This is a genomic window from Paraburkholderia sp. J63 (assembly GCF_905220245.1).
Taxonomy (GTDB): domain Bacteria; phylum Pseudomonadota; class Gammaproteobacteria; order Burkholderiales; family Burkholderiaceae; genus Paraburkholderia.
On sequence record NZ_CAJMZF010000063.1, the window covers coordinates 16,253 to 29,773 of the forward strand.

7 protein-coding genes are annotated in these 13,521 nt (G+C 65.8%); 1 reads left to right on the forward strand and 6 read right to left on the reverse strand.

Annotated elements, in window-relative coordinates; all coding sequences use genetic code 11:
• Positions 1-12: 12 nt before the first annotated feature.
• From U5775_RS36060 to U5775_RS36085, 6 genes are all read right to left on the reverse strand, one after another.
• Positions 13-1,002: a WD40/YVTN/BNR-like repeat-containing protein gene (locus tag U5775_RS36060; RefSeq protein WP_415913738.1), complete on the reverse strand. Its 990-nt coding sequence runs from the start codon at positions 1,000-1,002 to the stop codon at positions 13-15.
• 625 nt (positions 1,003-1,627) lie between these two features.
• Positions 1,628-3,988 carry an efflux RND transporter permease subunit gene (locus U5775_RS36065; protein WP_322062915.1) on the reverse strand — a complete coding sequence of 787 codons (2,361 nt, stop codon included), beginning with the start codon at positions 3,986-3,988 and terminating at the stop codon, positions 1,628-1,630.
• Positions 3,989-4,015: 27 nt separating this feature from the next.
• Positions 4,016-5,839: a DUF1302 domain-containing protein gene (locus U5775_RS36070; RefSeq protein ID WP_322062916.1), complete on the reverse strand. Its 1,824-nt coding sequence runs from the start codon at positions 5,837-5,839 to the stop codon at positions 4,016-4,018.
• A 168-nt stretch (positions 5,840-6,007) separates the two neighbouring features.
• Positions 6,008-7,390, reverse strand: coding sequence for a DUF1329 domain-containing protein (locus U5775_RS36075; RefSeq protein ID WP_322062917.1), 1,383 nt, complete (start codon positions 7,388-7,390; stop codon positions 6,008-6,010).
• A gap of 134 nt (positions 7,391-7,524) precedes the next feature.
• Positions 7,525-8,970, reverse strand: coding sequence for an amidohydrolase family protein (locus U5775_RS36080; RefSeq protein ID WP_322062918.1), 1,446 nt, complete (start codon positions 8,968-8,970; stop codon positions 7,525-7,527).
• A gap of 308 nt (positions 8,971-9,278) precedes the next feature.
• Positions 9,279-12,041, reverse strand: a complete 2,763-nt coding sequence (locus U5775_RS36085; protein ID WP_322062919.1) for a LuxR C-terminal-related transcriptional regulator — start codon at positions 12,039-12,041, stop codon at positions 9,279-9,281.
• A gap of 279 nt (positions 12,042-12,320) precedes the next feature.
• Here U5775_RS36085 and U5775_RS36090 point away from each other — a divergent pair, with 279 nt between their 5' ends.
• Positions 12,321-13,373, forward strand: a complete 1,053-nt coding sequence (locus U5775_RS36090; protein WP_322062920.1) for an aromatic ring-hydroxylating dioxygenase subunit alpha — start codon at positions 12,321-12,323, stop codon at positions 13,371-13,373.
• The last annotated feature ends 148 nt before the right edge of the window (positions 13,374-13,521 follow it).

Genomic DNA, 13,521 nt, shown 5'->3' on the forward strand with positions numbered 1-13,521 from the left:
CGCGCTACGAGACTAACGCGCCAGCACTTCAGGGCCGTTCGCCGAGAACACCACCACACTCCGGCCCGCGCCGACCACCGCCGCGGTCAACGCCGTCCTGTCGGGCCGCTGCCGGCCGGTGAAGCTCGCGCCGTCGTCGCGGCTCGACATCGAGATGCCGTCCAGCCCCACAGCGACCACGCTGCGCTCCGCCACCGCGACCAGCGCCGTCACCGAGCTCTTGAACGGCGTCTTTGCCGGCTGCCAGTGCGTGCCGCCATCGGTGCTGCGGTAAACCGTGCCGCGCAAGCCCGCCACCAGGAGCGTGCCGTCTTCCAGCGCCGCCCCGGTCCAGAACGAGCCCGCATAGCCCGTGTCGATGCTGTCCCAGGTCTTGCCGTCGTCGCTCGAACGCAGCACGCGGCCCTGCTCGCAGGCGACATAGAGCGCGCCATTAGCGCCCGCAAAGATGGCGTAGAGATTGCGCGCGAGCTTCGCGCCCGGCGGCGAAACCGGCACCGTCGACCACGTGGCGCCGCCGTCCGTGGTGTGCAGCATCAGCGACCAGAGGCCGACCGCCCAGCCTTCTTCGGGCGTGCGGAAGTAGACCGAGAACAGTGGCTGGTCGACGCTCGTGTCGTGGCGTTGCAGGCTCCAGTGCTCGCCGCCGTCGGTCGTCTTGAGGATCGCTCCCCAGTGCCCTACGGCCCAGCCCGTGTGTGCGTCGGCGAACGATACGGCGGTTAGTGTGGAGGCTATGGGTACTTGTTGGGACTGGCGGAATGTTTTGCCGCCGTCGTCGGAAAGTAGCACGACGCCGTGGTCGCCAACCGCCACGATGCGCGCGCCGGCGTGTGCCGCGGCCAGCATGCGTGTGTGTAGCGCGGCTGTGTTGATGAGTGCTGGGGCGATTGTGAGGGTGGGGGTTGATGCGGCCGCTGCTGTCGCCGCCGGGTGGCCTGTGCATGCGAGGAACGCCGCGCCTGATAGCAGCGCTAGTTTCGTGTGGAGGGTCTTGGGCATTCTGTTTGGTCCGTGGGTTTGGGTGGGGGTCGTGAGGTGCTTTTTTGTGCGGGTTTATGGGCTTTTCGCGTTTCCTTGTGTTCGTGTCGGTATGCATGCGTTGCCCCTGTGCGGGGCGGCACCTACTTTCTTTGCGGCGGCAAAGAAAGTAGGCAAAGAAAGCCGCTCACACCGCCAGTGTGACGCAGTCCATAAACAGCCGTTTAAGGGGAATGGTATAGGCGCGTCCGCCATCTCGCGCCATACCACTCAGTGACAAAGGACTCATTCATCCCGTTGCTCGCTACGCGCGCAACGGTCGGGTCTGCATGGGCAACCAGGGGGCTATCTGTACACACGACCACGCATGCGCCCCGGGGGGGGCGGTTATGCCCCACGGCGCGCGCAGCGCCGCCGGATGTGAGGGTGCCTTGTCACTTTGTTTGGTGGTGCGAAATGACGGATGCTCCTATACCTTTCCCCCTTAACGGCAGTTTTTGGACTTCGTCACACTGGCGGTGTGAGCGGCTTTCTTTTGCCTACTTTTCTTTGCCGCTGCAAAGAAAAGTAGGTGCCGCCCCGCACAGGGGCAACCCTGGCATACCGACGTGAATACAAGGAAACGCGAATACAAGAAACCGCGCCCTTAGTGGCTAAGCACCCCAGGCGCCCGCGCCGGCTTGCGCCTTGGAAACACCCGATCCAGCGTCACAGCCAACGCCGGCAGCGCAGTCATCGCCATCACCAGATTCACCACAAACATAAACGCAAGCAGCTTCCCCATATCCGCCTGAAACTTCAGCGCCGAGAGCCCCCAGGTCGCCACACCGGCGGCCAGCGTAATCGCGGTAAAAATCGTCGCCATACCGACTTCGAGAATCGCGTGCTCGAGCGCCTTCGCGGTAGGCTCTCCGGCCGCGAGATGCCCTTGCAGCCGGTTATAGATATAAAACGCGTAATCGACGCCAATACCCACCGCCAGCACCATCACGGGCAACGTAGCCACAGTCAAACCGATCTCGAACGCCTTCATAAACCAGTAGCCAATGAACGTCCCAACCGTAAGCGGCAGACAGCACGCAACCACCGCCCGCAGGTCGCGATAAACCGCAAACACCAGCACGACAATAGCCGCATAGACATACAGCATCATCGGCAACTCGCTCTTCGCCACTTCGTCGTTGATCGCAGCGAGCACGCCCGCATTACCAGCAGCAAGACGCACACGGATACCCGCCACCGGATGCGCGTCGCGATACTGCTTGACCGCGTCGATCACGCGATTGATGGTGCTCGCCTTGTGATCGCTCAGATAGAGATTCACAGCCGTCATGCTGCAATCCTTGTTCATATAGCCGCGCACACGCCCGATCTCGGTAGAAAGCCCTGCATAGTTATACGAATCGATCGGCACCACGTTCATCTTCGGATTGCCTTCGTTATAGCCCTCGTTGTAAGTGCGCAGCATGTCCGGATACGAACTCACCGAGACCACGCCAGGCACGCCACCGAGCACGTACTCAAGGTTATCGTCATAGGTGCCCACCGCCGGATTCCCGCACGAGTTGGGTGGCGCTTCGATCACGACAGTGAGCCAGTCGAGCCCCACGTCGAAGCTGCTTGCGATCGACACGGCGTCGCGATTGAAGCGCGCCTGTGGCCGCAGCTCGGGCGCGCCGGGCTGCAGCGTACCCACCACGCGATCGCGGCTCTCCCACACCGAAGCCGCGAGCACGCCCGTGACAACAACGAGCACGATAGCCGCATTGCGCGGCTCGGACACGCGCGCGAGCACGCGCAGCCAGCGCGAGCGGCGCAGGTGCCGCGCCATCGCGCGCTCGGCATAGTCGCGGCTGAACGTGAAATACGAGGCCGCCACGGGCAGCATCACGAGATTCGTGACGATCTTGTACGCCACGCCCAGCGACGCCGTGATCGCGAGTTCGCGGATCATCGGAATCGGAATCAGCAGCAAGGTCACGAACGAGACGAACGCCGTCACGAGCGCGAGCGTGCCGGGCACGAGCAGGCCCGCGAAGCTGTGCCGCGCCGCGTCCATCGCATCGGCGCCGTGCGCGATCTCGCGCGTGATGAAGTTGATCTGCTGCACCCCGTGCGAAACGCCGATGGCGAACACCAGAAACGGCACGAGCACGCCGAGCGGATCGAGTCCGAAGCCGAGCAGCTTGAGCGTGCCGAACTGCCAGATGAGCGAGGTGAGCGAGCACGCGATGGGCAGCAGCGTGAAGCGCAGCGAATGGCAGTACCAGTAGACGGCGAGCGCAGTGAGCAGCAAGGCGATCGCGCAGAACACGAGCACGCCGCGCGCGCCGTCGGCAATATCGCCGATCTGCTTCGCAAAGCCGATGATCTGGATTTCGTACTGGCCGTCCTCGAACGGCTTGCGTAGCTGGCGCTCCATCAGGTGATTGAATTTCACGTAATCGATCTTGCTGCCGTCGGCGCCCACTTCCGAGATCTCCGCGGTGATCATCGCCGCCGCCTGATCGCGCGAGACCAGCGAGCCGATATAGCCGCCGTCCGTGGTCGAGCGGCGGATCGCGGCAATGTCGGCGGGCGTGAGCCGTTCGGGCGTGAGCGTGCCCGGAATCACGGGCTCGGCGCGAAAGCCTTCTTCCGTGATCTCGTTGACAAAACTGTTCGGTGTCCAAAGCGACTGGACGCCGAGCCGGTCGACATTGGGCAGGTACGTCACGGCCTGGGTCACGTCGTAAAGACGCTTGAGTCCCTGGGCGGTCCAGATCGAGCCGTGCCGCGCCCGCACCACGACCGTCAGCCGGTTCGCGCCGAGCAGGTCGCCCTGATATTGCTGGAACGTCTTGATGTACTCGTGCCCGATGGGCATCTGCTTCTGGAAGCCGGCGTCCATGCGCAATTGCACGGCGAACACGGCCATCAGCGCCGTGAATGCGCCGATCACGCCGAGCACGGCCATGCGATGCCCGAAGAAGAACCGCTCCAGTTTCACTACCATCCGATGTAACACAATGCCCCCTTTTTGAACGCGCGCGGTTCAGAAGTTGCGCGTCGCGAAGACGCCTACGAAGTTGCGGTCCGCGTAGGGTTGCCCCACGGTGTCGTGGCCGCCGAAGAACGCCGTGAAGTTGATGCCGGCCTGCCAGACCGTGGGGTTCTGGTTGAACAGCACGTAGACGTTCACCGACTTCGCCCCTTGCATGTAATTGGCCGAGAAGCTCGGCGTGTAGCCATAGAGCGCGTCCGAGAACGTCACGCCCGGCGTCACTTGCCAGCCGGGAATCAGGCTGCCGTCGTAGGTCCAGTTGAAGTCGACGGTGGCGCCCACCGAGCTCGCCGTGCCCTGCGCCGCGAGGATCGGATAGCCGGTTCCCGAGTTGTTGTTCAGCCACGGGAAATAGCCGGCCGCCGGCAGTTGCGTGACGTTCTGGCCGTCCACCGTGCGCGTGACGCCCGCCCCGCCCACGCCGGGGTAATAGATCCACGTGAGCTCGGCCGTGAAGACCGCCATGTCCGCGTGAATCAGCTTGAGGAACGGATACGCGCTCTGCGTGAGGTTCAACTGGCCGTTGATGTCGAGCTGGAGCTTCTTCTTGTCGACCCATTGCTGGCAATCGACGCCGCTCACGCCATTGGTGTTGAGGTCGGGCGGGCCGCCCGCGCCGAAGCAGCTCGTGAGCGCGACGGCATCGTGCGGCCGGTAGGAAAGCTCGGCGCCGATGGCCCAGTCGCCGAGCGCGAAATCGGAACTCAGGCCAAAGAGCTGGCGGTTCTGCAGATACGACCACTGGTTCGTGCCGTTGGCGAGCGTCGCGAGCACGGGTGATTTGTCGGTGTAGTTCTCGTAGTAGAACGCGAAGTTCACGTCGAGATTCTTCGGCTTGTAGCCGAACTTGATGCCGAATTGCGGACGGTATTTCGCGGGCAGTTCGGTCGACACGGGAATGCCGAGCGAGTTGTACGGCGGCCCCGCGTAAGCGCCGTTGACGAGCCCGCTATTCACGGCCGAGAGCACGCCCTCGTTGCCCGAGGCGGACCCGGCGATCGTGCCCGCGTCCACGCCGTTGACGTTGAAGTTGTTGGTGCTGATCGTATAGGGCAGCATGCCGCGCCCGAAGGCGTTGGAGAGCGACCAGTACGTGCCCACGGGCGGATAGCGGTTGCCGTTCCACTGGAACTGGTAGTAGCCCTCGGTGCTGAAGCCCGCGGGCAGTCCCGCCGAAAAGCTCAGCATCGGCGCGGGCAGCAGCGCCTGCTTGAGCTGCGAGCCCGGAATCAGCAGCTTCTGGATATCGAGCGAATTCGTTGCGTTGATGCCGCCCGAGGCAAAGTAGCTCTCGCCCCAGTTGATCACCTGATTGCCGAGCCGCACGTGGGCCGAGTTGCCCGCGAGCGTAAAGTCTTTTTCGGCCCAGAGGTCGAGCAGTTGCGCGTTGTAGACGACCTGTGCGCTCGCGGTGCTCGATAGCGGCGTGCGCGCCGTATCGCCCGCGAGAAAATCGTACATGCCGGTGCCGCGAATCATGAACTTGTAGCCCTCGGACGGCATCGTGAGCAACAGTTCGCTCGTCGCGCTGATATAGGTGCTGAATGCCTGCCCCTTGCGGTAGTTCAGGTCGCCCGCGTCGGCGGCGCCCCATTGCGCGACGTTGGCCGCGGGTCCGCAGTCCCCGGCATTGGGGTCGCCGGTCAGCGAGCAGCTCGGCGACTTGGTGCGGATGCCCGCGCCGGCCGTGAGGTTCGAGACCCACGAGCCCTGCAGGTCGCCGAATCCGGTCGTGAACTCGTAGGCGTTCGCGCTCTGCGCGGCCATGGCGCCGCATAGCGTGGCGCCGAACAGTGGAATGATTTTCTTGTACATGGTCACCCTGCGGTCTAACGGTATAAACAGCGGTGATGAACGGCCGTGGGGAACGGCCGTGGAGCGGCGATGACGTGCGGCAGTGGAGAATGGCGCGGGCATGCGTGAACCGCGCGCCACGGCGGCGCGAAGGCGCGGCGCAGCGGCGCCGCGTCATGCCGCCATCGCTCAGCGTTCGCTGATCGTGCCGAGGTTCTCGCCCGTGAAATAGCTTTCGGTGAGGCGCGGGTCGTTGCTGCCCGGCGGGAAGAACTTCATGTCCATGCCGGTGCCGACCACGGTCTGGTCGAGCAGGTAGCGGCCGCTGACGAGGTCGTTGAACACGTCGGCCACGGGCACGCAGGCGCCGATCTCCCATTGCGGCGCCACGAAGTTCTCCTTCTCCTTCCAGATCTTGCCCTGCGCGTCGTAGTCGTCGCCGAGCGCCACGAGCCAGCTGTCTTCATCGACGTAGAGCACTTTCTTCGGCGTCGAATGACGCACGCCCGACTTGACCGTGCCTTCGATCTCCCAGACGCGATGCAGCTCGTAGCGCCGCATCGACGCGTTCACGGCGTTGGGCCCCGTCGCGTCGGCGAGCTTCGCGTTGAAGTTCTGCATGGCGAAGTTGTTGTACGGAACGTAGATCTCCTTCTTGCCCACGAGGCGCCAGTCGAAGCGGTCCGGATTGCCCATGAACACCCAGCCCGAATCGGCCGGATACTCGTTTTCATAGCCGATCAGCGGCGAATCGTAGGTGTAGCTCGGCAGGCGACGCACGCGGCGCTGGCCCGTAAAGTAGTAGTACGAATCAGCGTCCTTGTCGAAGTAGTAGCGCTGGATCACGCCCTGGCCCGCGAGCGCGGCGGGCTCGGTATAGCCGTAGTAATTGCCCATCTGCAGGCCGCCGTTGTCCTGCGGCGCGTGGCGACCCTTGCCGCCCCAGGGGAAGTAATAGATCTGCTTCGCGCGCACGATGATCGGGTTGCCGCCGCCGGGACGCGGCGACACGTACTCGTAGCTGGCCGGCTCGTCGATCCCCGCGCTCTGGTAGCGCATGAGCCAGTTCCACATGACCTCGATGCCCGTCGACGGCACCGGAAACGGCACGCCCGGCAGCGTGGCCTTCGCGAGCGACCAGCCGTCCTTGCCGATCGCCGAGCTCGCCGCGCCCTCCTTCGTGTTCTCGAGCACGAAATCGGGCAGCCCGCATTCGCGATGCGTCGGGTAGACCGGCATCGTGTAGCCCTTGACCTGCTTGAGCATCTGGATCTGGCCTGGCGTGAGCTTGTCCGCGTACTTGTCAACGTTCGAGGCGTCGATCACGAACAGCGGTTTCTCGCTGCGGTACGGCCAGAAGTCGCCGCGCGGCTTGCCCCATGCCCAGCCCGCCGGCGCGGCCTGGTTGCCCGCGAACGCCGGGATCGTGCCGTCCTGGTTGCCGCCCTTTTGCGCGCCCACCGGCGTCAGGTCCTTGCCGAGCCGCGCGAGATCCTGCGGCGATGCGGACCACGCGCTGCCGGAAAGACAGCCCAGCAACAGCGCCACCAGCGGCGAATAATGCAGCTTCATGTTCTCCTCCACCTCGTTTGAATAGGTATCCGAATCAATTTTTATGGACTTGTGCGCCTGCCCGGCACGTAGTCCGCCCGGCCTTCGTGCCACGCTTTAGCCACACTTCGGCGGCACGAAGGCGGGCCGCGCCGTTATCGTTCTTCCGCGTAGGCCGCCGCGAAGTTCACGCTCGCCATGCGCTCGGCGCGGCCGAACCACTGCGCCACCGCGTCGGGCGCATAAGGCGGCAACGCACGCGCGGCCTGCTGGATGCGTTCGAGCGCCGCGTGCGCGCGTTGGCGAACCGCCGCGAGATCGACGTCGAGCAGTTGCCCGTGACGCTTGCGGAGCTTGCCGCCGATGATCACCGTATCCACGTCGGACGCCGTGGTCTGCAGCACGGCCGAGCCCGCCGGATAGCTCGACGGCACCATCGCGCGCGGATGCGAGAGGATGATGAGGTCGGCCTGCTTGCCCGGCGTCAGCGAGCCGACCTGCCCGCTCATGCCGAGCGCGCGGGCGCTGCCGTGCGTGGCCCAGTTCAGCGCGTCGCGCACGCTCAGATCGAGCGTCATCGGCATCACGCCGGTGTGGTGCACGCATTCGTTGTCCATGCAGCGCTGGAACTGCAGGCCAAGACGCATCTGCGAGAACAGGTCGCCCGAGCCCACGCAGACGATATCGGTGCTGAAGGCCGGCGTGATGCCGTGCTCGAGGCACGCGCGGAACGGCGGCCTGCCCATGCCCATCTGCATCTCGGTCTCCGGCGAGATCGTGACCTGCGCGCCGGTTTGCGCGAGCAGCTCCCACTCGGGGCCGGTCAGCGCCGTGCAATGGATGTGCAGATGCCCAGGCAGCAGCAGGCCGTGGTCGTTGAGCTCGCGCAGGCCCTTGAGCAGGATCGAGTTGGAGGCCGCGCCCGTGTGCGATGCGACCAGCGCGCCCAGCTCCTTCGCGAGGCGGATTTCGGCGGCCGTGTCGTCGAAGGCAATCGTGCCGAAATCGCTGAGCAGGAAGCCGAGGCGCAGGAAGCCGTCGCCGTGCGCGAAGTGGCGGCGGTGCAGCTCGCGCGCTGTGGCCAACCGCTCGCGATGTGCGCCGAACGCGGGCGGCTGGAAATCGAACGACTGGAAGCCGTACGCGTAGACACCGCGAATTCCCGCTTCCTTCAGCGAGTCGACGGCCGCGAACGCATGGTCGGGGCTGTTCACGCAATCGCAGCAGTCCATGATGGTCGTCACGCCCGAGTCGATGGCCTCTAGCGCGCCCACCAGCGTCGCGGTGCCGAGATCGTCGGCGCGCACGACCGAGCCGATGCCATAGAACGTCGACGCGAGGAACTCGGGCAGCGACATGTCGGCCGAGATCGCGCGCAGCAGCGCCATCCACGTGTGCCGATGGCTGTCGATCATGCCCGGCAGCACGATATTGCCCTTCGCGTCGATCGTCTCGGCATCGATGCCGGCGAACTCCTCAGCCGGCCCCACGGCCGCGATGCGGTCGCCTTCCAGCAGGACCGCGCCGTTCGGCATGTCGCCCGACGTTTCGTCCATGGTGATCACGTGGCCGCCCGTGACGAGTACCCTGTTTGCGCTCATAAACCCTCTCCTTGATCGAGGCACCCGGGCACGGCGGGATCCGTGCCGCTGGGTGATCGGTTCGTTGTGCTCTATCGAGTACGTGGATTGTTGCGAGCGGCGCAACGCGCGTCACCCATCAAATAGGTTGGCGGCCACCCGTGCTAACCCGATCCGCGAGTGCGCGCAAAGCGAAGACAGTCAGGTCTCCGCAACAATTCGTTCAGCCAATTGAAAGCAACGGCATGGCCCGCAACGGGCCGCACCTATGAGCGAAGGAAAGGGGAAAAGAAGAAAAGGCGGGGAACGAAATGCAACGGCAACGGCGTTCAGCGGATCCAGTGACGTTCGCGGGCCTGCTTGACGGCGTCCACGCGGCGGCGCACGTCGAGCTTGTCGAAGATGCGTTGCCAGTACCACTTGACCGTGCTTTCGGCGAGGCACATCGAGCTTGCGATGTCGCCATTGGGAAGCCCCTGCGCGGCGAGCCGGATGATCTGCAGCTCGCGCCCCGACATCTGCTCGCGCACGGTATCCGCGCCCGATGCCGCGACGACCGCGGGCTGCGCGGCCGCGGGCGCCTTGCCCTCGCGCGCCGCGAGCACGGCCTGCAGATGCAGACGGTCGAACGGATACTGGGCCGCCGCCACGGCGCCCAGTCCCGAGAGCGCCTGAGCGGCCTCGGCGTTCTCATCGAGGTAGGCGCGAATGAAGGGCCCGCGCTCGCCGGCCTTGAGCGCTTCGACAAGCGTGCGTTGCGCGGCCAGCCGGTTGCCGTCGCGCAGGTAAGCGGCCGCGAGCAGCATCGACAGCCGGATCGTCGATCGCACACTGTGGCGGCCGCGGCAGAACACGAGCCACGGCCGCAGCAGCGCAATGGCGTCGCCCGCGCGGCCGTTGGCGATCCACGCGCGCGCGTGCGCCATCGCATAGAGTTCGTGGACCGTGGTCACGCCATCCTGCGGCGCGCAAGGCGCAATCGGCGCGTCGTGCGCGGGGCCGCCCGGCTGCGTCAATAGCCGGCTCGCCGCTTTCGCCTCGCCGCTCGCGATCAGCAGCCGCACGCGCTCGTTGAGCACGTGCGCGCGCAGCCGCTCGAAGCCATATTCCGCCGCGAAATACGCCGCGTCGTCGAGCGCGTTGCCCGCTTCGTCGAGCCTTCCTTGCAGCGACGCGAGGCGTGAGCGCGTCACGAAGCCGGCCACGAGTTTGTCGACGAGTCCGAACTCGGCCGTCATTGGATGCGTGCGCAACAATTGCGCCGCCTGGGCCGGCTCGTTGCGCTCGTAATGGAGTTCGGCGCTCAGCGCGGCGGGAAACGCGCTGAGCGCCGAGTATTCACCATGAAGCTCGACGGCCATCTCCTGCGCGCGGCGATAGCCTTGCTCCGCCGCCGCGAATTCTCCGCGCGCGAAAAACGCCGCGCCGCACACGCACTCGTGATAGACCAGCGAGAAATAGCCGCCGCCTGAGGCAAACCGCTCGCGCAGCGCCGTCGCCGCCGCCGCGGCCACGCCATCGTACTGATACGATTCGCGGCCCGCTTGCGCCGCAATCGAGCTGGCCGTCGCGCGCATGACCGGGTCGGGCACCGTATCGGCGGCGAGCCACGCGCTCGCGAGCGTGCGTGTGAGCGCCAGGTCGTCGCGCGTGACCGCCAGTATCAGCTCGCGATGCGCGAGCTTGTGGCCGAGGAAGGTCACTTCCTCGCGCTGCTCGTCGCTTGCCGCGAAGGCCGAGCGCTCCGCAATGATCCGCGCGACGCGTTCGAGCATCACGCGCGCCTCGCCAAAGCGCCAGCAGGCGATCAGATGCCACGCCTGGTCGAGCAGCGCGCCCGGCATCTGGTCGAGCAGCCAGGCCGGCAGGCGCGACGTGAACGACATGAGCTCCGCCGTGCGGGCGCCGGCAATCAGCCGCTGACTGTAGTGATCGAGCAGTTGCGCAGCGCGCAGCATCTGGCCGGCGGCGAACGCATGGCCGATCGACTCGACGGCATGGCCGCGCGCATCGAACCACGTGCAGGCACGCTCGTGCAGCGTCGCTTCGAGATCGGGCTGCGCCTCGCGCAGCTTGCGCCTCAGAAAGTCCGAGAACAGGTGATGGTAGCGATGCCAGCGCCGTTCGTCGTCGAGGCTGAAGACGAACAGGTTCTCGCGTTCGAGCTTCTCGAGCAGATCGCCCGCGTCGGCGCGGCCGCTCACGGCTGCGGCGAGCGAGATGTCGAAGCGCGCGAGGATCGACGTCGCGAGCAAAAAGTCCTGCACCGCGGCGGGCTGCTGGCGAAACACCTCGTCGGCGAGATAGTCGGCCACGCTCGCGTGCTCGCCCGAGAACGTTTCGAGCACCTGCGCGGCGTCCTGGCGCCCGCGCATCGCGATGGCCGCGAGCTGCACGCCGGCGGCCCAGCCTTCGGTCTTTTCGCGGATGCGCCCGATCTGCGCGGGCGAGGCGTCGATGCCGCCCACGCGCGCGACGAGCGCCTTCGTCTCGGCGGCGCTCAGGCTCAGCTCGCCCGCTTCGATCGTCTGCAGTTGATCGTTCAGGCGCAGCCGCGCGAGGTTCAGCGTCTTCGCATCGCGCGCCGCGATCACGAGATGGAGCCGGTCGACGGGCGCGTGCAGCAGCTCGTTGACGAACGCGACGATCGCGGAATCGGAGACGAGATGATAGTCGTCCAGAAACAGGTACGACGCGCGTTCGAGCGCCTGCAGGCGGCCCACGAACTCCGAGGCCAGCAGACGTTGCGGGGCGCGCACCGGCGCGCGCGGCGCCTGCGCTGCACCGCCCGATGCGCGCAGCGGTTCGAGCCGCGCGGCCGAGCACCAATGGGCGAGAAACCGCGCGAGATCGTTGTCGTCGTGATCGAGGCTGATCCAGCCCGGCTCCGCGCCCGCGGCCTTGAGCTTGGCGAATGCCGCGACGAGCACGCTGGTCTTGCCATAACCCGCCGGCGCGCACACGAGCGTCAGCCGCTTGCTGCCGATGCCGGCGAACTTGCCCGCGAGATGCTCGCGCGCCAGCAACTGCCCCGCTGCGTCCGGCGGCGGAACCAGCTTGGTCCAGATAGTGCTCTCGGTGCTCTCGCTCACGCTGTGCGCCGCCATGTCGTGACTGGTGTAACCGTGGTTTGCCGAAATATCCCCTGCAACGATGAAGCACGCAGGGGCCGCTCATGGTCGCTGCGCCGGGGCTCGCGAAGCTATCGGGTCTATCCCGCGCTCAGGGTTAGCACCCAGTCACGCCCGCCTATTCGGCGGGTGCCTCGCGTTCGCGCGCCCGCAATAATTTTCCGTCATCAACACCGCCATGCCGCGAGCAACGCCCGTCGCCTCGCGCGCCATGCCACATCCAAAGAGGAGGCACGCACAATGTTTCTGAAGAATTGCTGGTATCACGCAGGCTGGGATTTCGAAGTGACGCTCGCGCACGACGCGCTCGTCACTCGACGCATCGCGGGCGAATCGCTCGTCCTGTACCGCAAGCCCAACGGCGCCGTGGTCGCGATGGAGGACCGCTGTCCGCATCGCCAGGCCGCGCTCTCGCTCGGGCGCAAGGAAGGCGACGCGCTGCGCTGCATGTATCACGGCATGAAGTTCGCGCCCGACGGAAAATGCATTGAAATCCCGGGGCAAACGCGGATTCCCGAACAGGCCTGCGCGCACGTCTATCCTGTGGTCGAGCGCAACAATTGCATCTGGGTCTGGATGGGCGAGCGCGAAAAGGCCGACCCCGCGCTGATCTGCTCCGCCGTCCCCTTGCGCGATTCGCCGTGGCACATGCTGCCGGGAAAGATGCACGTGAAGGCCAACTACCGGCTCGAAATCGCCAATCTCGCCGATCTGAGCCACCTCGCCTGGGTGCACGAGCGCACGCTCGGCGGCAGCACGCGCTACGCCGAGGTGTCGCCGAAGTTCGAGATCACGCCGCGCGGGCTGAACACGCGCTTCTGGGTGCGCTCGGTGCCGGTCCAGGCGGCGGTGGCGCATCTGTTTCCGCCGGGAGCGCATGTCGATGTCTACTTCGAGATCCAGCACACGGTGCCCTGCAACTGGATCCTGCACCACCGCGTCTTCGCGCCCGGCACCGCGGCCGACGACTGCAGCGGCGGCGAGCTGCTGTTCGAAACCTGGACGTGCCAGTACGTGACGCCGCGCGACGAGGATTCGATCGATTACTACTACTGCTGGGGGCCACGCCATGAGCAGAACCTCCCGGGTCTCAGCGAGATGCTGCGCGACACCGCCGAGGCCGCATTCATCGAAGACAAACTCGTGCTGGAAGCGCAGCACGCACGCATCAAGGAAAAGCCTCACTACCCGCAGATCAGCGCGGCATTCGACGCGGGGCCGGGGCGAATGCTCTGGGTGCTCGACAATCTGCTCAAGGCCGAAGCGGGCGAAAGCACCGCGCACCTGAGCTAATCCACATCGGGCTTGCGTGCCGCCGCGCCAGAGGACGCGGCGGTTAAAACGAGCACGGCGGCGAGCACGACGATCATGCCGAAGCCGTCTGCGCGAGGCCGAAAAAGCGCAGCGCGTTGCCGCCCAGAATCTTCGTTTTGGCCGCTGT